19 protein-coding genes and 1 tRNA gene are annotated in these 23,010 nt (G+C 72.0%); 10 read left to right on the forward strand and 10 right to left on the reverse strand.

The features are described from left to right. Positions 1-72: 72 nt before the first annotated feature. Positions 73-159: transfer RNA gene (locus tag QQG74_RS30245), tRNA-Ser, on the reverse strand. A 75-nt stretch (positions 160-234) separates the two neighbouring features. Between QQG74_RS30245 and deoD the strand changes: the two genes are divergently transcribed. From deoD to QQG74_RS30260, 3 genes are all read left to right on the forward strand, one after another. Continuing rightward, positions 235-942 (forward strand): purine-nucleoside phosphorylase, encoded by a 708-nt coding sequence (gene deoD / locus QQG74_RS30250; RefSeq protein WP_341718027.1) that lies wholly within the window; start codon positions 235-237, stop codon positions 940-942. 126 nt (positions 943-1,068) lie between these two features. Further along, the gene (locus tag QQG74_RS30255) at positions 1,069-1,707 is read left to right on the forward strand and encodes a TetR/AcrR family transcriptional regulator (protein ID WP_341718028.1); all 639 of its coding nucleotides are present in this window, start codon (positions 1,069-1,071) and stop codon (positions 1,705-1,707) included. Continuing rightward, positions 1,704-2,159: a hotdog domain-containing protein gene (locus QQG74_RS30260; RefSeq protein ID WP_341718029.1), complete on the forward strand. Its 456-nt coding sequence runs from the start codon at positions 1,704-1,706 to the stop codon at positions 2,157-2,159. Before QQG74_RS30255 ends, QQG74_RS30260 begins: the two co-directional genes overlap by 4 nt. Before the next feature lie 5 nt (positions 2,160-2,164). Here the strand turns inward: QQG74_RS30260 and QQG74_RS30265 are convergent, their stop codons facing one another. From QQG74_RS30265 to QQG74_RS30280, 4 genes are all read right to left on the reverse strand, one after another. Further along, positions 2,165-2,620, reverse strand: a complete 456-nt coding sequence (locus QQG74_RS30265) for a nucleoside deaminase (RefSeq protein ID WP_341721445.1) — start codon at positions 2,618-2,620, stop codon at positions 2,165-2,167. A gap of 169 nt (positions 2,621-2,789) precedes the next feature. Beyond that, on the reverse strand, positions 2,790-3,320 hold the full coding sequence (locus QQG74_RS30270; protein WP_341718030.1) for a tRNA adenosine deaminase-associated protein: 531 nt from the start codon (positions 3,318-3,320) through the stop codon (positions 2,790-2,792). Positions 3,321-3,451: 131 nt separating this feature from the next. Next, positions 3,452-3,619, reverse strand: a complete 168-nt coding sequence (locus QQG74_RS30275; RefSeq protein ID WP_171023025.1) for a hypothetical protein — start codon at positions 3,617-3,619, stop codon at positions 3,452-3,454. Positions 3,620-3,705: 86 nt separating this feature from the next. Further along, entirely contained in the window at positions 3,706-4,047 is a 342-nt protein-coding gene (locus QQG74_RS30280) for a hypothetical protein (RefSeq protein WP_341721446.1), read from the reverse strand. Positions 4,048-4,127: 80 nt separating this feature from the next. On the opposite strand from QQG74_RS30280, the gene QQG74_RS30285 reads away from it, so the two are divergent. From QQG74_RS30285 to QQG74_RS30295, 3 genes are all read left to right on the forward strand, one after another. Further along, positions 4,128-4,880: a peptidoglycan DD-metalloendopeptidase family protein gene (locus tag QQG74_RS30285; protein WP_341721447.1), complete on the forward strand. Its 753-nt coding sequence runs from the start codon at positions 4,128-4,130 to the stop codon at positions 4,878-4,880. Between the two features lie 181 nt (positions 4,881-5,061). Next, complete coding sequence (locus QQG74_RS30290; RefSeq protein ID WP_341718031.1) at positions 5,062-7,977, forward strand: glycosyl hydrolase; 2,916 nt, start codon at positions 5,062-5,064, stop codon at positions 7,975-7,977. Positions 7,978-8,075: 98 nt separating this feature from the next. Then, a complete protein-coding gene (locus QQG74_RS30295) occupies positions 8,076-9,140 on the forward strand; it encodes a PHP domain-containing protein (RefSeq protein WP_341718032.1) in 1,065 nt (354 codons plus the stop codon). 42 nt (positions 9,141-9,182) lie between these two features. Here the strand turns inward: QQG74_RS30295 and QQG74_RS30300 are convergent, their stop codons facing one another. After that, the gene (locus tag QQG74_RS30300; protein WP_341721448.1) at positions 9,183-10,184 is read right to left on the reverse strand and encodes a DMT family transporter; all 1,002 of its coding nucleotides are present in this window, start codon (positions 10,182-10,184) and stop codon (positions 9,183-9,185) included. Between the two features lie 86 nt (positions 10,185-10,270). Between QQG74_RS30300 and QQG74_RS30305 the strand changes: the two genes are divergently transcribed. The 3 genes from QQG74_RS30305 to QQG74_RS30315 are packed head-to-tail and all read left to right on the forward strand — an operon-like array spanning position 10,271 to position 13,372. Next, positions 10,271-10,870: a Uma2 family endonuclease gene (locus tag QQG74_RS30305; protein ID WP_341718033.1), complete on the forward strand. Its 600-nt coding sequence runs from the start codon at positions 10,271-10,273 to the stop codon at positions 10,868-10,870. Between the two features lie 50 nt (positions 10,871-10,920). Next, complete coding sequence (locus QQG74_RS30310) at positions 10,921-12,591, forward strand: DUF885 domain-containing protein (protein WP_341718034.1); 1,671 nt, start codon at positions 10,921-10,923, stop codon at positions 12,589-12,591. Positions 12,592-12,637: 46 nt separating this feature from the next. Next, positions 12,638-13,372 (forward strand): class I SAM-dependent methyltransferase, encoded by a 735-nt coding sequence (locus QQG74_RS30315; protein ID WP_341718035.1) that lies wholly within the window; start codon positions 12,638-12,640, stop codon positions 13,370-13,372. Between the two features lie 80 nt (positions 13,373-13,452). Here the strand turns inward: QQG74_RS30315 and QQG74_RS30320 are convergent, their stop codons facing one another. The 4 genes from QQG74_RS30320 to QQG74_RS30335 all read right to left on the reverse strand — a co-directional run bounded on the left by QQG74_RS30320 (position 13,453) and on the right by QQG74_RS30335 (position 21,468). Continuing rightward, on the reverse strand, positions 13,453-14,634 hold the full coding sequence (locus QQG74_RS30320; protein WP_341718036.1) for a DUF3068 domain-containing protein: 1,182 nt from the start codon (positions 14,632-14,634) through the stop codon (positions 13,453-13,455). Between the two features lie 68 nt (positions 14,635-14,702). Further along, entirely contained in the window at positions 14,703-15,524 is an 822-nt protein-coding gene (locus QQG74_RS30325) for a class I SAM-dependent methyltransferase (protein ID WP_341718037.1), read from the reverse strand. Then, entirely contained in the window at positions 15,521-19,804 is a 4,284-nt protein-coding gene (locus QQG74_RS30330; RefSeq protein ID WP_341718038.1) for an alpha-(1->3)-arabinofuranosyltransferase, read from the reverse strand. The genes QQG74_RS30325 and QQG74_RS30330 overlap by 4 nt, the downstream gene beginning before the upstream one ends. Further along, positions 19,801-21,468, reverse strand: coding sequence for a substrate-binding and VWA domain-containing protein (locus QQG74_RS30335; protein WP_341718039.1), 1,668 nt, complete (start codon positions 21,466-21,468; stop codon positions 19,801-19,803). The genes QQG74_RS30330 and QQG74_RS30335 overlap by 4 nt, the downstream gene beginning before the upstream one ends. A 260-nt stretch (positions 21,469-21,728) precedes the next feature. Between QQG74_RS30335 and QQG74_RS30340 the strand changes: the two genes are divergently transcribed. Then, positions 21,729-22,889 carry a glycosyltransferase family 4 protein gene (locus QQG74_RS30340; protein WP_341718040.1) on the forward strand — a complete coding sequence of 387 codons (1,161 nt, stop codon included), beginning with the start codon at positions 21,729-21,731 and terminating at the stop codon, positions 22,887-22,889. The last annotated feature ends 121 nt before the right edge of the window (positions 22,890-23,010 follow it).

Consider the following 23,010-nt stretch of genomic DNA (forward strand, 5'->3'; position numbering starts at 1 on the left):
CCAGAACTGGCGCGGAATGGAAGAAGACCCGGCCGGTCCTTACGGACCAGCCGGGCCTTCTCGCCCTACGAGCGGTGGCGGAGGGATTTGAACCCTCGGAGGGCGTAAACCCTCACACGCTTTCGAGGCGTGCTCCTTAGGCCGCTCGGACACGCCACCGCCGACGAGGGTACAGGACCACCCGTTCGGACGCCGAACCGGTCCCGGCCGGGTCGGCCTGGCAGGATCTCTGCCATGAGTACGCACATCGGCGCGAAGCCGGGCGAGATCGCCGAGCGGGTCCTGATGCCGGGTGACCCCCTGCGGGCCAAGTGGATCGCGGAGACCTACCTCGAGGGCGCGAACTGCTACTCGACGGTCCGGGGGATGCTGGGCTTCACCGGCCGTTGGAACGGGGTCGAGGTCTCCGTGCAGGGCTCCGGGATGGGCATGCCCTCCGCCTCGATCTACGCGCACGAGCTGGTAAACGAGTACGGCGTGACGTCGCTGATCCGGGTCGGCTCGTGCGGGGCGCTGACCGAGGACCTGCAACTGCGGGACGTGATCGCGGCGAGTGGATCGTCCACCGACTCGAACATGAACCGGGTGCGCTTCGACGGGCTGATCGACTATGCCCCGGTCGCCGATTTCGGGCTGCTGCGTACCTCGGTGGAGGTGGCCGAGCGGCGCGGCATCGCGATGCGGGTGGGGCCGATCCTGGCCGCGGACGCCTTCTACACCGACCGGCCGGACCTTTACGACCGGCTGGCCGACTACGGGGTGTTGGCGGTGGAGATGGAGTCGGCCGCGCTCTACACCATCGCTGCCCGGTTCAAGGCCCGCGCGCTGACCCTGTTGACGGTCAGCGACCACATCAAGACCGGCGCGAAGACGACCTCCCAGGAGCGGGAGCAGACCTTCAGCCAGATGGTGGAGATCGCCCTGGACACGATCGTCGCCTGAGGAGTGCCACCTTGGCGTCCCGCCACCGGCCATCGGTGGCGGGACGCCTCACGTTCGACACCCTCGTGACCAGCATCACCCAAACAATAAGAACGAACGGTCGGTCTTTTTTAGTAGGGTCGCGGCATGACCAGCGACGGCCGACTCGCCCGCGGTGCGCGCACCCGCACCGCCGTACTGGATGCCGCCGTGAGTCTGGCCTCCAGCGAGGGTCTCGACGGGCTCTCCCTCGGGCACCTCGCCGACTCCCTCGGCGTGAGCAAGTCCGGCCTCTTCGCGCACTGGCGCTCCAAGGAGGCGCTCCAGCTCGCCACCATCGACCGGGCCGTGGCGCAGTGGCAGGAACGGATCATCGACCCGGCGCTGCGCGCACCCCGAGGGGTACGCCGGATCCGGGCGCTGCACGAGGCCCGGATCGACTTCTACGCCACCCAGGTCCTCCCCGGTGGCTGCTTCTTCGCCACCACCGAGTTCGAGTTCAACGCCCGACCGGGCGCGGTCCGGGATCGCCTGGTCGAGGTCTTCGCCGGCTGGGCCGGTTTCCTGGAACGGCTCGTCGAGCAGGCGATCGAGATCGGTGAGCTGCCCGCCCACACCGACCCGGCGCTGCTCGCGTACGAGATCGACTCATTCGGGATCGCTGCCGCGATGCGCTCCCGGATGTTGGACCCGGACAGCACCTACCGGCTCGCCCGGCACGGCGTGCTGCACCGGCTGCGGGCACTCTGCCCGGATCCGAACCTGCTACCGGAAGGCCCGTCATGAGTCACGCCCTCGCCGAACCCGCCGCCGTCGAGTACGGCCACGTCGAGCACGCCATGGTCCACTTCGACGATCTCGACGCCATGGGGCTCCTGCACAACGCCCGGTACGCGGTGCTGCTGGAGCGGGCGCTCACCGCGTACTGGTCGGAGCGGGGGGTGGCCTACCGCAACGGAGCCGCCACCACGCCCGACGTCTTCCACGCGGTCCGCGAGTTCACCATCACCTACCGGGCACCGATCACCGGCACCGGGCCGGTCGCCGTGCACTTCTGGCTGGAGCACCTGGGCACCAGCAGCGCCGGGTACGCCTTCCGGTTCCACTCGCTCGACGGCACCACCGCGTACGCCGAGGGCCGACGGGCCGTGGTGCGGCTCGATCCGGCCACCCTGCGGCCGGCCCCGTGGACCGCGACGGCACGGGCCGTGGCCAGCACGTTGCTCCGCTCCGCCTGACCGGCTCAGCGGAAGAAGGCGCGCAGGATGGCGGCGGCCTCGGTCTCCAGGACGCCGCCGTACACCTCCGGGCGATGGTTGAGCCGGCGGTCCCGCAGCACGTCCCAGAGCGAGCCGGCCGCGCCCGTCTTCGGCTCCCAGGCGCCGAAGACCACTGTCGAGACCCGGGCCAGCACCAGCGCGCCGGCGCACATGGTGCACGGCTCCAGGGTCACCACCAGGGTGCAGCCGTCCAACCGCCAGCGGCCCGTCCGGTGTGCCGCCCGCCGCAGCGCCAGCACCTCGGCGTGCGCGGTCGGGTCGCCGGTCAGCTCGCGTTCGTTGCGGCCGATCGCCAACTCCGTGCCGTCCGGGCCGTAGAGCACCGCGCCAACCGGCACGTCGTCTGCGTCGCCGTCCCTGCCGGGCACCACATCCGGCAGGTCCGGGCCGGTGACGGCGACCGCCAGGGCCCGGCGCATCCAGAGTTCGTGCCGCTGCCGCCGGCCGGTTCCGCTCGGGTCGGCCAGGCCCTCGTCGGCACCCGGCCCCACCCGGCCGACCGCGCCGGGGGTGGGCTGTCCGGGCCGTACGGTCTCCAGCGCCGGATCGGTCACGTCGGCCGGCTCACCACCGGGCAATGGCGCGGACTCAGACCTCACGCAGTTCCTCGACGTCGTCGACGCAGCCCAACACCTGGCACAGGTCGGCGGTGACGTCGGCCGGCATCATTCCCTCGTGGGTGCAGAGGGCGAGCAGCCGCTGCGCGGGGATGCCCAGATCGGCAAGCAGGTCCGCCTCGCCGACCGGGTCCGCCTCCGGGTCGATGGCGGGCTGTTCGGTGTCGTCGTCACCGGCGGCGACGACCGGACGCGCCTCCTCGGTGTCGTCGAGCCCGGTGACCGAGGTCTTGAGGTCGCCGATCAGCAGGTTGCCCAGCCGGGATTCCTCGGCGAAGGCCGAGTCCGAGCCGAACACCCGCAGGTCCTCCCCCTCGTCGAGGCGCAGGATGACCAGGTAGGTGTCGTCCGCTTCGACGAAGAGCAGGGAGATGTCGGCGTCGGGTGCCACGTCGCGCAGGCGCTCGGCCACCTCGTCGACGTCGGCGGCACCCCGCAGGTTCAGTTCGGCGGCCGTCCAGCCGCCCTTCTCGCGTACGACGGCCGCAGCGAAGTACGACACGGGTCCCCCCAAGTTGCCTTGAGACCAGCTCACACCGGCCCGTTACGCGTGCACGTTAGCCGGTCGGGTCGGCAGTCGACCGGTCAACGCCCCGAAGGGCCGGTCATTGGTGGGGAAAGTATTTGGTGCCGTCAGCCCGCGAGGCGGCGGCGGGTGGCGATCAGCTGGCGCAACCGCTCGGTCCGGGCCCGCTGCGGTCGCTCCCGTTCGCGTACCGCGCGGGCGTCCGCCAGCTGCGCCAGGAGCTGGAGGCGGCGTCGGCTGCGATCGGGGTCGAGCCGCGGAGTGGTCCAGGCCATACCGGGAGAGTGCCGAGTCGCGGCGATCGAGTCAAGATGGGTTTCGGTGCCCACCCGACGACGCAGTGAAGTCACCGCCGGTCGGGTCACCAGAGGGGCCAGTCACCGCTTGTCGCCCAGCGGGTGGCCACCGCGGCGGCGGCGATGCTCCAGCCTCCGGCGGTGACGATCGCGATGCCGGCGGCCACTCCCCGGTCACCGAAGCGGACCAGCACCACGGCCGCCAACCAGGCCAGGCCCCCGGCGAGCAGGGTCCACCAGGCGTAACCGGCGAGACTGCGGCCGAGCAGGCCGAAGAGCACCAGCCAGGCGATGGTGGCGGCTGCCCCGGCGGCGACGCCGGCACCACTGACCTGATGCGGTTCGCGGTAGGTGGGGCGCGGGGGTCGCCCGGAGGGAAAGAGGCCCGACGGGCTGTACGGCTTCATCCCGGTCCGCTCCTCACTCCCCTGGACGGTACTGCTCACCGTAGTACCGACTCTGTCAGGATGGCCGGGTGGTCCCGCTGATGATCGGACGCCGCCCCGCCTATGCGGTGCTGCTGCTCGTACCGCTGCTCGCTGCCGCCGGCTGTGCCGCCGGCAGCGAATCGACCTGGGCCGAGCCGACCCCCGCCGCCAGCCCGACCGTCCCCAGCACGACAAGTGCCGCCCCGGCCGCCACCGGCACCGGCCCGACCAGCCCGGGGCCGGACGCCGCCGACCAGCCGACACCGTCCGCCACCGCGACCCGCACCGGGCTGCCGCACGTCTTTCCGGTACGCGCGAAGAAGGTGGCCTATCACCCGACCCACTCCGCGTACCCGGGGACGGACATTTTCGCCGACTGCGGTGAGCCGTTCGTCGCGGTCACCGACGGCACGATCGGCGAGGTCAGCCGCCGTGACCGGTACGACAAGCAGGGTCCGCAGGGCCCGTACAACGGCGGCCTGTCGGTGTCGGTCCTCGGTGACGACGGCGTGCGTTACTACGGCTCGCACCTGACCGAGGTCGCCGACGGCATCGAACCCGGGACGCGGGTGCGGGCCGGTCAACAGCTCGGCACCGTGGGCCGGACCGGCAACGCCAACAACGTCTGTCACCTGCACTTCGGCATTTCCCCGCCCTGCCTGGGCGAGGACGGCTGGTGGATCCGCCGGGGCGTGGTCTGGCCGGCGCCGTACCTCGACTCCTGGCGCAAGGGCGGCAACCGCGAGCCGGCCGCCAAGGTGGCCGCCTGGCACCGCAAGCACGGCTGTCCGCAGCGGCCTCCGGCGCGCTGACCCCGCCCGCTCGACGTCCCGCGTCATCCGGATTTCATCGCTGGGACACATTGACGACGGTCTGGCCGGTGAACTACCGTCGCGTAACACCTGAGAGAGCGCTCTCTCACCGACTAACCTCACAATCTTGACGAAACGCGCCCCGCCCACCCCGGCCGGACCGGCGCGCACTGGAGGAAAGATGAGACCTCCCGTCCCACACCGCACCCACCACCGACTCCTGGCCGCCACCGCCACCGCGGCCCTCGTCCTCGGCGGCGGGCTCGCCGTCACCATCACCTCGGCGGCGCAGGCCGCGCCGGTCGGTGCCGGCAGCTACACCACCACCCCGGTCGGCCCACTCCCCGGTGGCTGCGGAAACATCGCCACCAACCCCCGGCAGTTCGCCACGGCCGCCGCCCCGCCGGGCCCGGTGCCCACCAACGACTGGTGGTCCTCGCTGCTCTGGAAGCGCCTCAACTGCTCCTTCAGCGAGCCGCTGCACGCGCACCCGGTCGCCTACCAGCCGGTGACCGACGGGCTCGGCTTCTCCGCCACCTCCACCGCCACCATCACCGGCACCGCTACCGGCGTAGGCGAGTTCAAGTACCCCTACGTGGAGGACATCCGGGTCGGGGTGGCCGGTCTCGCTGCCCCGAACGTGCTGGTGGACGACTGGACGGACTGGACCGTCACGCCGTACTGGAGCGACGGGTCACGGAGCCTGCGCGCGACGATCGGCCACGGCCTGCCCTTCACCTACTTCCGCACCACCGGCGGCGACGCGCTGATCAACGTGACCGGCGGCAGCCCCACGGTCTGGTCAAACAGCGGCACCACAGTCGGCTTCACCGTCCGTGGCCACGACTACGTCGCGTACGCCCCGACCGGCGCGACCTGGACCGTCAACGGCGGCCGGATCAGCTCCACCCTCGCCGGGCGGGGCTACTTCTCGGTCGCCCTGCTGCCGGCCACCGCCGACGCCAGCGCCCGCAGCCAACTCGCCAACACCTACCGCACGTACGCGCACGCCCACGTCACCGGCACCCGGGTCGCGTACAGCTACAACCAGTCGACAAGTCGGGTGGAGACCCGCTACGCCTTCACCACCACGCCACGGGAGGGCACCGAGACGCGGACCGTGGTCAGCCTCTACCCGCACCAGTGGAAGTCGCTTACCGGGGCCACCCCGATCGCCCAGACCTACCCGTCGGCGCGGGGCCGGATGAAGGTGCTCACCGGGGTCGCCGAGTTCCGGACCTCGATGCGGTTCCACGGCGTACTGCCCGAGGTGCCGGCGGTCGCCACCGGTGCCGGTGCCGACCTGACCACGCTGCGGCAACACCTCGCGGCAGCGCGGAGCAACCCGATGGACCAACGCGGCAACGACACCTACTGGACCGGCAAGGGGCTCGGCCGGGCGGCGCGGATCGCCGAGATCGCCGACCAGGTCGGCGACACCGAGACCCGGACCGCGGCGCTGAACGCCATCCGGTCCACGCTCACCGACTGGCTCACCGCAGCACCCGGCGAGACCGAGCGGCTGTTCTACTACGACCAGCGGTGGGGCACGCTGATCGGCTACCCCGCCTCGTACGGCTCCGACCAGGAACTCAACGACCACCACTTCCACTACGGCTACTACATCGCCGCCGCCGCGACGCTTGCCAAGTTCGACCCGGCCTGGGCCCGCCAGGACCAGTACGGCGGCATGATCGACCTGCTCATCCGGGACGCGAACAACTACGACCGCAACGACGGCCGCTTCCCGTACCTGCGTGACTTCGACATCTACGCCGGACACGACTGGGCCTCCGGGCACGGCGCCTTCGCCAGCGGCAACAACCAGGAGTCCTCGTCCGAGGGGATGAACTTCGCCAACGCCCTGATCCAGTGGGGCCAGGCCACCGGGAACACGGCCGTGCGGGACGCCGGCATCTTCATCTACACCACCCAGGCGGCGGCGATCCACGAGTACTGGTTCGACGTCAACGACGAGAACTTCCCCGCCGCCTTCGGGCACAACAACGTGGGCATGGTCTGGGGCGACGGCGGAGCGTACGCCACCTGGTTCAGCGCCGAACCGGAGATGATCCAGGGCATCAACCTGCTGCCGATCACCGGCGGTCACCTCTACCTGGGCTACCACCCGAACTACAACTCGCTCAAGTACGCCGAACTGGTGCGCAACAACGGCGGCGAACCGACGGTGTGGCAGGACATGCACTGGCAGTTCCTGGCCCTCGGCGACGCCGACGCCGCACTGGCCAAGCTGCGCGCCAACCCCGGCTACACCCCGGAGGAGGGTGAGAGCCGGGCACACACCTTCCACTGGATCCGCAACCTGGCCGCGCTGGGCCGGGTGGACACCGGGGTCACCGCCGACCACCCGATGGCCGCCGTGTTCAACCGCAACGGCTCCCGGACGTACGTGGCCAGCAACATCTCCGCCACTCCGCTGACCGTACGCTTCTCCGACGGAACGCAGCTCTCGGTAGCGCCGGGGCGTACCACGACCAGCGGTGCGCACAGTTGGAGCGGGGGCAGCGGCGGCGGGGGCGTCTCGCCGAGCCCGACGCCCACCGTCACGCCCACGCCCACGCCGACGGCCACGCCCACCCCCACCCCGACGCCGACCGGTCCGCCGTCCGGATCGCCGGTGCGTTACCTGCTGTCGGGCGGCGGCCTGGGTGCCGCCGGCACCGCCGGCACCGCCACCGTCACCAGTGCCGGGGGCGCCAACTACGACGGCACGCCGCGTAACCCGGTGGTCTTCACCGCGACCGGGCTGAACCTGAACCACACCGGCGGGCAGACCGCATTCGACCTGTTCCTGGACGCCGGCACGGCGGTCGGCAACGGCGTACAGGCCCGCATCTCGTACGACCTGACCGGCGACGGGTCCTGGGAACGGGTGGAGACGTACCGCTACTTCGCCACCGATCCGGTTGCCGGCTGGGAGAACTACACCCAGGCGGCCGGGCTGCACTCAAGCACCGGAGCCCTCGGCAACCTGCGCGGCGGCACCGTCCGGGTGGAGGTCTGGTCCGCCATCGGCAACAACCCCAGCACCATCGGCGTCGGCAACCGCTCGGTCGTCCGGCTGCCGTACAGCTGATCCGTACCCCGGTGGGCGGCCCGTCGCCCGCCTGTTCCACCCATCCCGCGCCGCCGGTCGTCTGCCGACCGGCGGCGCGGGCGCGTAGGTTGCAGGACATGAGCCGCGACCCCATCGCCGACCTGCGCCGGATCGCCTTCCTGCTCGAACGGGCGAACGAGGCCACCTACCGGGTCCGGGCCTTCCGGTCGGCGGCGAACGCGCTGGCCGCGCTGCCGGCGAAGGAGGTGGCGGAACGGGCCCGCGCCGGCAGCCTGACCGAACTGGCCGGGGTCGGCGACGTCACCGCCCGCTGCGTGGCCGAGTCGCTGGCCGGTGAGGAACCGGTCTACCTGCGCCGGCTGCTCGCCACCGAGGGCAGCGATCTGGACGCCGAGGCCACCAAGCTGCGTACCGCCCTGCGGGGCGACTGCCACACCCACTCGGACTGGTCCGACGGCGGTTCACCGATCGAGGAGATGGCGCTGGCCGCCGTCGAGCTGGGCCACGAATACCTGGTGCTCACCGACCACTCGCCCCGGCTCAAAGTGGCCCGAGGGCTCACCGCCGACCGGCTCCGCCGGCAACTCGACCACGTGGCCCGGCTGAACGAGGCGCTGCCGGAGGGGTTCCGGATCCTCACCGGCATCGAGGTGGACATCCTCGCCGACGGTTCGCTCGACCAGGAGGAGGAGCTGCTGGCCCGGCTGGACGTGGTGGTCGGATCGGTGCACAGCGGCCTGGGCGACGACCGGGCGAAGATGACCCGCCGGATGCTGACCGCGATCGCCAACCCGCACCTGGACATCCTCGGCCACTGCACCGGCCGGATGGTGTCGTCCCGGCCGGCCGGGGTGACCGGGCCGGGCGACCGGGGGCACCGCGCGCGGACCCGGGCCGAGAGCGACTTCGACGCCGACGCGGTCTTCGCCGCCTGCGTCGAGCACGACACCGCCGTGGAGATCAACTCACGCCCGGAGCGGCAGGATCCGCCGAAGCGGCTGATCCGGCGGGCGTTGGAGGCCGGCTGCCGCTTCGCCATCAACACCGACGCGCACGCCCCCGGGCAGCTCGACTGGCAGCGCTTCGGCTGCGAACGCGCGGCCCTGTGCGGCGTACCCGCCGACCGGGTGGTGAACACCTGGACCGCCGACGACCTGCTCGCCTGGACTCACCGCCGCTGATCCACTCCGTCCCGCCGAAGTGGCGGCGTCCGGCCGGGGCGGTTACCGCGATTCCGCCGAAACGGCGAGCAGCTCAGCGGGTGCCGGGGCGGGCTGTCGGCGGCGGCCGATCAGACCCTGCGAGACGGCCACGCCGAGCAGCACGATCAGCGCGCCGACCGGTTGGTGCCAGGTGAGCCGCTCGCCGAGCACGAGGGCGCCGATCAGCATCGCGAAGACCGGGATCAGGTAGGTCACCGTGGCCGCGGTGCTCGCGCCCACGATCCGGATGTTGCGCAGGTGGATGACGAAGGCCAGCCCGGTGCCGAGCGCACCCAGCGCCAGCACGGCGGAGAGCACCCGAGGTGACAGGTCGGTCGGCACCGGCGGCGCACCGGCCGCCAGCGGCGCCACGATGGCGAGTTGGACCGTCGCGACCACCAGCTGCGCGGCCGACAGCGACAGCCCGGACAGCTCGCTGCCCGCGATGAACTTCTTCTGGTACGGGATGGCGAGGCCGTAGCAGGCCGCCGCGCCGAAGCACATCAGCTGACCGACGAAGTGGCTGCCGCCGACGCCCTGCCAGACGCCGAGCACCACAAGCACACCGGTGAAGCCGAGCAGCAGCCCGACGGCGCTGCGTACGGTCAGTCGCTCGGTGCGGAAGACCAGCACCGCCAGCGGCAGGACCACCAACGGGGTGGTGGCGTTCCAGATGCCGGCGAGCATCGACTCGACCCGCTGCTCGCCGTAGCCGAACAGGGTGAACGGCAGGGCCACCCCGAAGGCGGCGATCACGGTGAGGTGGCCCCACACGCGCGGCTCCCGGGGCAGCCGGTCCCGCAGCGCGACGAGCACCACCAGCAGGGTCAGCGCGCCGGCGCCGACCCGGTAGCCGGTGAGGTGCAGCGGGTGCAGCTCGGCCAACCCGACCTTGATGAACAGAAAGCTGGAGCCCCAGATCGCGGCCAACGCGACAAAGCCGGGCAACCAGCTGCGCAGCGCCGGCCGGTCAGGGGTGAAGGGGGCGGTCACCCCTGACACTCTTCCCCCGAGGTACGACATTGTCGTGCGGTTTTCGGCCACCGTGTCGCGCACCACAGAAACCACCTACATTTGTAGGGCGTTGACCGGCCGAGGAGGTGTACACCATGGCGATGCCGATGCGCTTCGACCCGCTCGTCGATCTCGACGGCATGTGGACGACCCAGCTCGCCGACCGCTACCTCCCGTTACCCGAGGCACCAGATGCGCGCTACGAGTGCATCGACGGGAGGTTGGTCATGACGCCCGCCGAGGTCGGCACGAACAGCTACGGCGAGATCGAGCTCGCCCATCTTCTGAAGCCCGCCGCCAGGGCACACGGCTGCTACGTGTTCGGTCAGGTGAATCTGACCTTCTCCCCGCAGCGCTGGATCCAGCCGGACGTCACCGTCCTGCACACCCTGCCGAAGACCGACGAGGAGGACCGCTGGATCCCGGCGCACCTCTGCACCATGGCGATCGAGTTCGTCTCGCCCGGCAGCCGGCGGCAGGACTTCGTCGACAAGCCGATGCGCTGCGCCGAGGGGCGGGTGCCGTACTTCATGCGGGTGGAGATCTCCCGTCGCCTGCGGCACGCCGCAGTGGAGCTGTTCACCCTCGGCAAGTTCGGCGGCTACGACACGCTCGCCCAGGCGGTGAGTGGGCATCGGCTGCGCGCCGACGAGCCGTTCCCGATCGACTTCGACCCGGCCGACCTGTTGCCCTGACCCGGAATGGCGGCAGCGTCGGCCCAGCGGCCTCGCGTAGGGTTCGCGGCGTGGGACGAATCGACGACATCGCGAACCGCTACGTGGCCGACTGGGCGGCGCTGAGCCCCACCGGCGCCACGTACGTCGGCATCTCCGGCTACGACGACCAGCTGGACGACCTGTCGCCCGAGGGGTACGCGGCACAGGCCGAGCTGACCCGCCGCGCGCTTGCCGATCTCGACGCCACGGAGCCGGAGACGGCGGCCGAGCACACCGCCCGGGACGCGATGCAGGAGCGACTCGGCCTGGAACTCGCCCGCTACGAGGCCGGCGAGACGACAAGCGAGGTAAGCGTCATCACCAGCGGGCTGCACTCGATCCGGATGGTCTTCGACCTGATGCCGACCGAGGGCGAGCAGGCGCAGGCCAACATCGCCACCCGGCTGGGCCTCATCCCCGCCGCGCTGGAGGGCTACAAGACGACGCTGCGCGAGGCGGCAGCCGCCGGGTCGGTGAGCGCGCGGGCGCAGCTGATCGAGGTCGCCAAGCAGTGCGACGCCTGGGTCGACCCGGACGGCGACAACGTGTTCCACGGGCTGGCCGAGCGGCTGGGCGCCGATGGCGCCCTCGGTGCCCAGCTGCGCCAGGGCGCGGCGGCGGCGACCGCGGCGACCGCCGAGTTCGGGCAGTTCCTGCGCACCGAACTGGCCCCGCGTGGCCGGGACAAGCAGGCCGCCGGTCGGGAACGCTACGAGCTGGCCTCACAGTATTTCCTCGGCGCCCGCATCGACCTCGACGAGACGTACGCCTGGGCCTTCGCCGAGCTGGCCCGGCTGGAGGCCGACATGCGGACGGTGTCGGCGGAGATCGCCGGCCCCGGCGCCACAATCGACGAGGCGGTCGCGGCGCTGGACGCCGATCCGGCCCGCACCATCCAGGGCAAGGAGGCCTTCCGCGACTGGATGCAGGCGCTTGCCGATCAGGCGATAAGCGACCTGCACGGCACCCACTTCGACATTCCGGAGCAGGTCCGCCGGATCGAGTGCATGCTCGCGCCGACAAGCGACGGCGGCATCTACTACACCGGTCCCAGCGAGGACTTCGCCCGGCCGGGCCGGATGTGGTGGGCGGTGCCGCAGGGGCTCACCGACTTCTCCACCTGGCGGGAGGTGACCACCGTCTACCACGAGGGGGTCCCCGGGCATCACCTCCAGATCGGGCAGACGGCGGTCCGGGCCGAGTTGCTCAACCGGTGGCGGCGGCTGCTCTGCTGGGTCTCCGGACACGGCGAGGGCTGGGCGCTCTACGCCGAGCGACTGATGGACGAGTTGGGCTACCTGGAGGATCCGGGAGACAAACTCGGCATGCTCGACGGCCAGGCGTTGCGGGCCGCCCGCGTGATCGTCGACATCGGCATGCACCTGGAGCTGGAGATCCCCAAGGACAACCCGTTCGACTTCCACCCCGGTGAGCGCTGGACCCCGGAGTTGGGTTGGGAGTTCCTCCGGGCGCACTGCCGAGTGCCGGACGAGGTGCTGCGCTTCGAACTGAACCGCTACCTGGGCTGGCCGGGCCAGGCACCGTCGTACAAGGTGGGCGAGCGGATCTGGTTGCAGGCCCGGGAGGACGCCAAGGCCCGCAAGGGCGCGGATTTCGACCTGCGGGAGTTCCATCGGCAGGCGCTCGACCTGGGTGCGCTCGGCCTCGACCCGCTCCGCCGGGCGCTGGCCCGCCTCTGAACGATCGGGGGTGTCGGCGGGCGGTGCGCTGCCCTACTGTTTGCCGGTGAGCTTGAACGACGTGCGCCGCGACTGGACCACCCTGGGTGCCGAGGACCCGCTCTGGGCCGTGCTGATCCGGCCCGGCAAGCGTGGCGGCCGGTGGGACGTGGACGAGTTCCTGGCCACGGGCCGGGCCGACGTCGCGGAGACCGTCGGCTGGCTCGACCGGCTCGGCCTGCCCACCCGGTGGGATCGGGTGCTCGACTTCGGCTGCGGAGCCGGGCGACTCTCCCAGGCGCTCACCGCCCACGCCGGGCAGGTCGTCGCGGTGGACATCGCCCCGTCCATGCTCGAGGCCGCGCGCCGACTCGATCGCACCGACGGCCAGATCGAATTCGTCCTGAACGACGCACCCGACCTGAGCCGATTCCCCGACGGGCACTTCGACCTGGTCTACAGCGCCCTGGTGCTCCAGCACCTGCCCCGACCGGCAGTCGACCGCTACCTGGCCGAGTTCCTCCGCGTCCTGCGCCCGGGCGGGGTGGCCGTGGTGGGCCTACCCACCGAGGTGGCCCCCACCGTCAAGGGCCTGATCTGGCGATTCGCGCCGTTCCGGCTGATCAGCTGGGCTCAGCGCCGGATCCTCAACTACCCGGCGGCGATGCGGATGACCCCGGTACCGCACGCCGACATGGAGCGGCTGGTCGCCACGCACGGCGGGGAGATCGTCGACCGGCAGGCGGACCTGCCGTACACGCCGGACTGGCGATGCAGCCGGTACGCCCTACGCCGCCGCTAGCTGCTGCTCCCACCCGACGACGACAACGACAAGGACCGAGGGGCGGGCCCCTCGGTCCTTGTCGTCAGTTCAGGCGGTGACTACTTCTCGGCCTCGTCGCGCGCGTGCCGGGGACCCGGCACCGTCGGCTCCGACTTCCAGTTGGTCGAGGCGGGCGGAATCTCGTCGGACAGCGGCCCGCCCGGCCGCTCGTCGTCCCGCACCGCCGGCTGGTCGACCCGGGTCACCGCCGGGTCGGCGGCCGGCGTCGCAGCGGCCGGCGTCTTGGCGGCGGGCGTCGCAGCGGCCGGCGTCGCAGCGGCGGGCGTCGCCGTGCGGTTGCGGGAGACCAGCAGTGCCACGACGATAAGCGCCAGGCCGAGCACGGCGAGCCCGATCGGCGCGTACACACCGAGCAGGGTGAGCTGGGAACGGCTCTCCTTGGCCCGATCCACCGAGGACGCCACCGTGTCGTCGTTGTAGATGAAGTCCGCGTCGAGCAACGTCACCGGGGTGCCCGCGTTCGGCACCAGCACCTTCTTCTGCTGCTCGCGTACCTTGACGTAGGCACCGGTGACCGGGTCGACCCAGACCGTACGGGTGTTGCTGTAGACGACCTCACCCGAGGTCGCACCCGGAGCGAGCACACCGAGCAGGAGGCCGACCCGATCGGCCGGCAGACCCAGTTTCTCGTCGGTGATGACCTGCTCGTACCGGTACGCCTCAAGGCCGTTGATGTCCTCGGCGCCCTGGTACTCGGCCGGCCGCGTCTGCCGCAGATCCCGGTCGAAGACCTCGTAGTTGTCCTGCGCCGAGTTGAACGGGAACTTGTAGACCTGGCCCGCGAAGGAGATCTTCTCCCGGTTGCCGCCGCTCTCGTCGAGGTACTGCTCGTTCCAGTCGACCGCCGCGCCGGAGACCCGGTCCAGCGCCAGTTCCGCGCCGTACGCCGAGATCAGCGCCTTGGTGTCCGTCCGCTCGACGGTCTGACCAACCTGCCAGACCACCGCATCGCCGGCGAGGTCACCGCTGAGCGCAGCGGTCTTGGCGCGTTCCGGCGTGACCTGGATCGTCGACTTCAGGTCGGCCTGGTGGATCCCGACGCCGGTGTCGGCGATCTGGAGGAACGTCGCCCCCTTCGCCTCGGCGACCGACGTCGACGGCGCAAGGTCGTAGGGCAGCTTGGTCATTGCCGGTTTGACGACGAACACCAGCCCAGCGGCCAACGCCAGGAGCAGGACGCCACCGCCGAACAGCACGGCACCCACGGCGCGGTGCTTCATGTTTCCTCCCTGAGGAGCTAATTTTCGCCGGTATCAATCAGTGAGATGGCCGCGAGGTTACTACCTAGTCACATAGCACCGCGACCCCCGGTCAGCTCTGATTTCTTCGCCGCGCCGGGTTGTCGTCGTCCGGTACGGCGCAGTACCAGCACGAAGTTCCAGGACGCCACCTCCCGGACACCGGGCACCCGGATCACCCACCGCGCCCACCAGGGGTGGTAACGCGGCAGCATGTCCACCATCTCGACGTCGCCGTTGCCCCGCGCCCAGCGCAACGTGTCGGCGATCGAGACCGGGAAGAGCGTCTCGCCGAAGCGGTTCTTGGGCGGGCGTCCGTTGCGCCGCTCGAAGCGGCGGCGGGCCCGGTTGCCGCCGAGGTAGTGCCAGGGCGCCGTCTCGTGCCCACCCCACGGCGACAGCCACGGGGTGTACGACACGAAGAGCAACCCGCCCGGCCGGGTCACCCGGACCATCTCGTCGAGCATCCGGGGCGGCTCGGCGACGTGCTCCACGACGTTCGACGAGAAGGTCACGTCCACACTGGCGGTCCGCACCGGCAACGCGGTGCCGCTGCCGCGCAGCATGCCCGCCACCGACTCGCCGGCCGCGGAGAAGTCACCGACGTCCGGGTCGAGCCCGACGTAGCGGGCACCGGCCGCCCGGAAGGCCGTGGCGAAGTATCCCGGCCCGCCGCCGACGTCGAGCACGGTCCGGCCGGCCAGGTCGGTGTAGCCGGAGACTTGGCGGACCGAGTCGGTCGCCAACAGTCCGTAGAAGTGATCCGGGTCGGTCTGCTCGACCAGGAACGCCCGGAACAGGTCGACCGAGCGGCGTAGCGTGGCGAAACGACGTCGCGCCGCCCGCTGCCTCCGGTCCTCCGCTGCTGTCACCGTGCCACCGTCCCGTCGTCGTCCTCAGCCCGGTCTTGAGCCACCTCCGCCGCCTCGCCTGGTGTGCTCGGCGTCACATCATCCGGGATGGCCGGGTCGGGCCGTGCACCGGGGACGGGCACCACCGCGGCGACGACCGCACCGATCGCGATCAACATGGCCGCCTGCGTCCAGGAGACGTACGCCCACTCCTGCCCATGGCCCCGCAGGCGTCCGGCCACCGCGACCGCCGTGGCCACCGTCAGCCCAGCCAGCACCACCACCGGAAGCGCCCGCACGGCCAACTGCCGCAGCAGCATCGCGGCCAGCACGATCGCCACCGGCAGGACGCCACCCAACGCGGCGAGCAGGACCACCAACAGGGCACCGATGGCCCACGCCGACGCCTCCGCCGGGATCGCTCCTGCCCCGCTGGCGTCCACCGGCACCCGGCGGCGCGCCGGCCAGGCGGCCAGCACCAGCACTCCGAGCGCGGTCAACGCGCCTGCCGCCAGCCCACCCCGGTACGACCGGTCGGGCTCGAAGACCAGCCGAACCTCGCCGCCGGCACCGGCCGGCAGCACCCACGCCTGCTGCCAGCCGTCCACCCGGGCGGCGGTCAGCGGTGCACCGTCCAGGGTGGCCGCCCAGCCGGCGTTCGCGTTCTCCGGCACCACAAGCAACGCCTGCTCGCCATCGGCGACCCGAACCGTCCGCTCGGTGGGCGCCCAGTCCAGCACGGTGACCTCGCGGTGCCGGGGTGCGGCGGAACCGTGGTCGTCGGCCGGTCGCAGGGCCGCGTCCCGCACCAGGAAGCCCGCCGACGGGGTGGTCGCCAACCGGTGGCCGCCGGCCGGCAGTTCCAGCACCGCGCCGTCCTCGCCGCAGACCCGCAGCGGCACCGGCCGCCCGGCCAGCACGTCGCCCAGGGTGGCGTCGACCGAGGTGTCGTAGCGGAATCCGCCAAGTTCGACCACCGGCCCGTCGCCACACCGTTCGACCACCCGGGTCGCGGCGTCGATCGGGTTCGACAGCTCGGCAAGCGCGGGAATCTCCACCTCGGCGATGCCCGCGGTGGCGGGCCAGCCATTACCCCGCAGGTCGGCCAGCCGGTGCCGGGTCTCCAGCACGACGATCTCGATTCGGTCGGTACGCACCGGGGGGAACGTGACCGTCCCGTCGCTGTCCACCGGCACGGTCACCGCGCGCCCCGGCGTACGGATCTCGACCCGCTCGGGCAGGGAGCCGACCGGTAGTTCGGCGGCTCGCAGTCGTACCCGGTCGAGGCGCTGCCGGCCCGACCAGCTCAACCCCAGGGTGGGACGCAGGTCTCCGGTGCCGGCCAACCACGCCGTGTCCGGGTCACCGTCGACCGCCGCGTACGCGGCCACCGCCGGATCCCCGGCCAGGTGTGACGAGGCGGTCGCCGTCACGTCCGGGCCGGACAGCGTCAGCCCGCCGCCGGGTCGGGCCACCGCGCGAAGCTCCATCCGGTACGTGCCGGCGGCCGGATTGTGGAACAGCCGGTCCAACCCCAGCGGCTCCTCGCCGACCCGGGCCAGGAACCGGTCGCAGCGAATCGCCGAGTCGTCGACTCCGGTGTCGGCTGCCGTGTCCCGGGCGGCGCCGGAGGCCGAGGCCGGATAGCACGCCGGCCGGTCGGTGGGCCCTCGGCTGAACACCCAACTGACCGGCCCGGACAGCTCTCGCGGCAGGTCGGTCGGGGCCCGCAGGGTACGTCGCGGCTCGGTTTCCGGGATGGCCAGTTCCCGGATGCCGACACCTCCGTTGAGCTGGCCGTCGGCCACCGCCAGCACGGTCACCCGGATCCGGCTGGTCGGCCCGGGCAGGGTGTAGTACGAGTGGCCGCCGAGCGTCTGGGCCACCTCGTGCTCGACCGAACCCCGATCGGTGGTGATCCGGAACCGGGTCACCGGCCAGCCCACCGCCAGGTCGCTGACGAAGGCGATGTCCACGCTCTCCACCTGGCGCGGAGTGTCCAGGTCGACCTGGAGCCACTGCCCGACCGGCCCGCTCAACGGCGCCGAGTGCCAGGCGGTGGCGTAGTCCCCGTCGATGGCCGCGAACGGCAGGTGCGACGGGTCCGCCGGGCCGAGATGGTCCACGAAGCTCGTCGCCGAGGACGCGCTCACATCGCGTACGCCCTGGTAGACCGCGGTGGTCTGGTGCTGGTCGCCGGCGAACGGCAGCAGGTCGAGGGCGACCCGCCCCTGCCGCCCCGCCTCGTTTGCGGTAAACGTCTGGGAGAGGTTGTCCCGGGCCCGGCCGATGTCCCGCTCCTGGCGACGCAGGCCGTCGGTGACGATCCACGAGTCGCCGGTCAGGTCCGGGGCGTCGGCCCGGTCACCGGCGAGCACCACCGGCCGGTCCCGCTCCACCACTCCCTGTTCCAGCAGCGGCAGCAGCGATTCCGGTCCGCCGCTGACCGTGGGCACGTCGGCGCTGAGCACCGCCGACATCACCGGCACCGGGCGTTGCACCTCGTACACCTCGATGGCCGGCAGGACGCTGGCACCGCCGTCCACCGGGCTGCCGAGCGTCCGGGACAGCGCGTCGGTGGTGCCGAAGCTGGCCACCCGGACGATGCCCGGCGAGTCGGCCAACGCCCGGCGCAGCACCGCCACCGGCGGCGCGTCGACCTGGTTGCGGTCGAGGTCGTTGCGGAGCAGCAGATGTCGGAAGCCCGAGCGGGCGAGCAGATCGGCCAGGCCGGCGGAGCCCTGGCCGCCGGCCAGCACCTGCTCGACGGTGTCCATCATCCGGGTGTTGCCGTTCGAGCCGAGCGGGATCTGGTTGCGCACCGCCCACGGCGCGCCAGCCAGCGGCTGCAACGGTTCGTCGAGGGTGCGCCCCCAGACGTACTGGCCGAAGCCGGAGCCGGGCACCATGAGCGTGCGGGCCAGCGCGTCGCGGTCGGCGAGCCAGGTCGCCGCGGCCCGCCAGTGCGGTGGCAGGTCGGACCAGCCCGGCCCGGCGCGCAGTTGCCCGAGCCAGGCCGGTGCGGCGGCACCCAGGACGAGCAGCAGCACCGGCGCGAAGATCAGCGGACGCAGCCAGCTCGCCGGCCGCCGCCGGGACAGCGCGTTGTGCAGCCGGGTGGCGACCGCGTCGACGCCGTGTGCGAAGCCGAGCAGCAGCGGCAGCCGCAGCACCGGGTCGAGCTTGTGCACGTTGCGGAACGGCGCGAGCGGGCCGTCCAGCAGGTCGCGGACCACCTCGGACAGCGGGCTGTCCACCGCGCCGACGTAGCCGATGGTCAGCAGGGTCAGCCCGGTGAGGAAGCCGGTCACCAGGAACCGTCGCTCGGGCAGCAGGTTGCCGGCCAGCCCGGCCAGCCCGATCAGCGCCACCAGCGCGGTGAGCACCATCAGCACGGGGTGGTCGATCAGCAGCCAGCCGGCCGGCCACCAGGGATCGCCCTGCACGATGTACGCCACCCACTGGTTGGTGCCGCGTACCGCCTGGAACAGCGAGGCCACCGCCGTCGTGGTGGTGGAGGACTCGATGAAGTCGAGGAAGGGGAGACTGTACTGGCCGAGCAGCAGCAACGGCACGATCCACCACAGGCAGACCCCGAGCACGCAGACGCACCACCAGGCGACCAGCCGCCGGTGCTGCGCGTCCCAGCGCCGGGTGAGCAGCCAGACACCGGGCAGCAACAGGGCGAGCAGCACGATCGCCGCGTTGATCCCGCCCATGCCCAGCACGGCCAGCGCGGAGAGCGCGGCGGCCCGGCGCGGAGACCCGATCCGGCGTACGGTCACCAGCGGCAACAGCACCCAGGGCAGCATCGCGGCGGAGATCGTCTCCGCCGACAGTACGCCGATCTCGGTGACGACCCGGGGCGCCAGCGCGTAGCCGATCGCCGCCGCGTACCGGGTCGGTTCGGTGCCGATGTTCAGCGCCCGAGCCAGCCGCAGCAGCCCGTAGAACGCGGCGGCGAGCAGCAGTGCCGTCCACAGCCGCTGGGTGATCCACGGCGGTACGCCCAGCAACTGGCCGAGGGCGAAGAACGGCCCCATCGGGAAGAGGTAGCCGTACGCCTGGTTCTGCAACTCCCCGGAGGTGGCTTCCGGATTCCACAGGTGCAGCGCCCGGGCCAGGAACTGCATCGGGTCGACGGCCAGGTCGAGTTTGGTGTCGAAGGTGACCTGACCGGGTCGCTGGCCGAAGGCGATCACGGTGAGCAGCAGCAGCGACAGCGCCGTACCGGGCGAGCGGCGCAGCAGCGAGAGTGCGGTACCGGGCGAGCGGCGCAGTCGCCCCAGTACCGGGCTCACCGGCGGCACTCCGGCGGTTGGCAGCTTAGGTCGGCCAGGGCCGAGAAGAAGATGCGCCGCATGCCCCTGGGCTGCGCGGTGACGAAGACCCGCCCGCCGGTGACCTTCGTGATCGCGTCCAGTTCGTCGGGGTCGACGTCGGCGCCGAGGCCGATGAAGATGATCGGCAGCGGCCGGCGGGGCTCCTGCAACCGGCCGAGTTCGGCGAGGAACTCGGCGCGGCTGATGCTGTCGTCGTCCTCGTTACGCCCGTCGGTCATCACCAGCACCAGGTTGATCCGGCCCGGCGTCCAGTTGCGCCGCGCGTCGCGGTACGCGGCCAGCGTGCTGTCGTACAGCCCGGTCCCGCCCCCGGGCTTGACCCGTACGCCGGCCAGCGCCTCGGCGAGCTTCTTGCGCTGGCTGCCCAGGGGGCGCACCGGCAGGATCTCGCGGTAGTCCCGATCCCCGTCGAGCTTGGTGGCGAAGACCCAGACCCCGATCTCGCTGTTGTCCAGCAGCAACGCCGCGCCCTCCTGGGCCGCCCGGACGGTGGCGTCGAGCCGGTCACCGCCGCCCGGCACCTGCGCGGCCATCGAGCCGGAGACGTCCAACAGGGTCAGGATCCGGGCGCTGCGCTGCACACCGCTCCACGCGGTCAGCAGGTCGGTGACCGCCTCCTCGGCCGGCAGCGGGACCGGTCGACGTTCCTCCGCCCGCAGCCGGCCGTCGGCCGGGATGGCAGGTGGGAAGCCCGACGCGGTCCGGAAGCCGTAACCGCTGAACGTCTCCCGCGCCGCGCCGGTGAGCAGGGTGGCGAGAAAGTTCCCGGCGGCGTCTCGGACCCGGCCCTGCGCACCGGGCAGCACCACGTACGGCAGGTCGAGCGAGGGGACGGCCACCTCCGGGTACGCCGCCACCAGCTTGCCGGAGCCGGCGAGTGCGTTGTGTTCGAGCACGGCCTGCTCGCTTGCGGCGACCACGTCGACCCGGCCGGGCAGGGCGCGGCCCGGGGTCAGCAGGTCGGCACCGTCCGCCGGGCTGAACGTCCGCTCGGCGAGCCGCCGCAGCGTCGCCGCCACGGTCGCGGGCGAGGTCCGGGTGTCGTCGGCCAGCACCCGGACGCCGAGCAGCGCGGCCACCCCGGTCGGATCGGCCGCCGGGTCGGGGATGCCGACCTGGGCCGCCCGCGACCCGGTGCCGACAAGCGACTTCCACGCCAGCGGCTGCGCCGGCCAGCCGGATCGACGGGCGACCCGCTCGGTCACCGCCAGCACCACCGGCGTGCTCGCCACCGACGTACCCCGTTCCGGAACCTCGAACGCGCCCGCGGCCCGGGCCCGCCGCAGCCAGAACGTCGACTCCGGTACCCAGGCGTGCCCGACCTCGCCGCCGTCGGCGAGTTCCCGGGCCACGGCGGCCGACTGTCGGGACTCCACGGCCACCGACACGCAGGGCTGACCGCCGACGTTCGCCCGCACCACGCGATCGAGCGCCGGGGCGATCACCGGGGCGGCCACCACCCTGAGTTGGACCTGCTCGACACAGGTAGGCGTGCCCCGGTCCGCACGGACGTACGCGACCGCGCCCCAGCCGGCCAGCAGCAGCACCAGCGCGGCGCTGAGCAGTACCACCGGGGAGCGGTGGGACAGGGCGCGCGACGGCGCGGGACGGTCGGCCTCCACCGCCGCCTCACCTCCTCGTCACCCCTGCGGACGCCTTCCACCGCAGGTCACACAGCGGCTCGCGGCGGGTTCGGGGCACCGGTGCCCGGCCAACGCACGCGGTTGCGCCTGCACACCCTGCCAAGGTTTTCGCCTGCCGGCAAACCCCGGACGGACAAGTTACCGCCAAGTAGTCACTGCCGCAGCTACCCATTGCGCACCCGGGCCGAGCCGCCCTAGGGTGGCGCGATCGTGCTCACTTACTCACCAGTAGGAGCAGCGTGGACACCTACGGCACCCCCTCTCGCCATGTCCTGTTCCTGAACTGGCGCGACACGCTCAATCCCGAAGGCGGCGGTTCGGAGGTCTACATCGAGCGGATCGCCGCCGAGCTGGTCACCGCAGGTCACCAGGTGACTCTCTTCTGTGCCGCCCACCGCAACGCCGGCCGGAGCACCGTCACCGATTCCGGCGTCCGCGTGCTGCGCCGTGGCTCGCGGATGACCGTCTACCTGCGCGCGGCACTGATCTGCCTCGCCGGCCGCTTCGGGTTCGGCCCGCTGAGCCGACGCGGGCTCGGCCGGCCGGACCTGATCGTGGACGTCTGCAACGGGGTGCCGTTCTTCGCCCCGCTCTACGCCGGCCGCCCGGTCATCGCGCTGGTGCACCACGTGCACCGAGAGCAGTGGCCGGTGGTCTTCGGCCCGTGGCTGGCCCGCATCGGCTGGTGGATCGAATCGCGGCTGGCCGTACGGCTGTACCGCCGCTGCCGTTACGTCACCGTCTCCGAGGCGAGCCGGGCCGAGTTGGCCACGCTGGGCGTGGACGCGGAACGGATCGACGTGGTGCCCAACGGCACGCCGCCGGTGACCGGCCCGGCGCTGCCCCGCACCCTCCACCCGTCACTGCTGGTGCTCGGTCGCCTGGTGCCGCACAAGCGGGTCGAGATCGCCCTGCGTACGGTCGCCGAACTCGCCGACGAACTGCCGGAACTGGAACTTGTGGTGGCCGGCCAGGGCTGGTGGGAAGAGCCGCTACGCGAACTAGCCGGCACGCTCGGCATCACCGACCGGGTGCGGTTCGCCGGCTTCGTCACCGAGGAGGAGAAGCACGCGCTGCTCTGCTCGTCCTGGCTTGCGCTCACCCCCTCACTGAAGGAGGGCTGGGGCCTGACCATCGTGGAGGCTGCCGCCCGTAGCACCCCCACCCTGGCCTTCCGCTATGCCGGCGGGGTCGCCGAGGCGATGGTCGACACCGAGACCGGCGTGCTCGTCGACGACGAGCAGGAGTTCACCACGGTCGTCCGGGACCTGCTCGCCGATGACGTACGGCGCAAGGACATGGGCGAAGCCGCGCTGGCCCACGCGGCCCGGTTCACCTGGGCCGCCACCGGCGCACGCTTCGCGCAACTGGTCGCCCGCGCCACCGCCCGGACCGGCTGACCGCGCTGCCCGGCGCGCCGAAGGCGACCGGTCACGGCTGGGTCGACCAGCCGCGCCCGGGCCCGGCGAACGGGTTTCCGGACATGGCGAGAGGGCGTCCGCGGATCGCGGACGCCCGTTC

Source organism: Micromonospora sp. FIMYZ51, from assembly GCF_038246755.1.
In the GTDB taxonomy this organism is placed as follows: Bacteria; Actinomycetota; Actinomycetes; order Mycobacteriales; family Micromonosporaceae; genus Micromonospora.

Coding starts and splice junctions, on each gene's coding strand:
- QQG74_RS30265 (WP_341721445.1), bottom strand. CDS start 2,620: ATGCGCCGGGCCCTGGCGGTCGCCGTCACCGGCCCGGACCTGCCGGAT.
- QQG74_RS30295 (WP_341718032.1), top strand. CDS start 8,076: ATGAGCCGCGACCCCATCGCCGACCTGCGCCGGATCGCCTTCCTGCTC.
- QQG74_RS30280 (WP_341721446.1), bottom strand. CDS start 4,047: ATGAAGCCGTACAGCCCGTCGGGCCTCTTTCCCTCCGGGCGACCCCCG.
- QQG74_RS30285 (WP_341721447.1), top strand. CDS start 4,128: ATGATCGGACGCCGCCCCGCCTATGCGGTGCTGCTGCTCGTACCGCTG.
- deoD (WP_341718027.1), top strand. CDS start 235: ATGAGTACGCACATCGGCGCGAAGCCGGGCGAGATCGCCGAGCGGGTC.
- QQG74_RS30255 (WP_341718028.1), top strand. CDS start 1,069: ATGACCAGCGACGGCCGACTCGCCCGCGGTGCGCGCACCCGCACCGCC.
- QQG74_RS30290 (WP_341718031.1), top strand. CDS start 5,062: ATGAGACCTCCCGTCCCACACCGCACCCACCACCGACTCCTGGCCGCC.
- QQG74_RS30275 (WP_171023025.1), bottom strand. CDS start 3,619: ATGGCCTGGACCACTCCGCGGCTCGACCCCGATCGCAGCCGACGCCGC.
- QQG74_RS30305 (WP_341718033.1), top strand. CDS start 10,271: ATGGCGATGCCGATGCGCTTCGACCCGCTCGTCGATCTCGACGGCATG.
- QQG74_RS30260 (WP_341718029.1), top strand. CDS start 1,704: ATGAGTCACGCCCTCGCCGAACCCGCCGCCGTCGAGTACGGCCACGTC.
- QQG74_RS30300 (WP_341721448.1), bottom strand. CDS start 10,184: ATGTCGTACCTCGGGGGAAGAGTGTCAGGGGTGACCGCCCCCTTCACC.
- QQG74_RS30320 (WP_341718036.1), bottom strand. CDS start 14,634: ATGAAGCACCGCGCCGTGGGTGCCGTGCTGTTCGGCGGTGGCGTCCTG.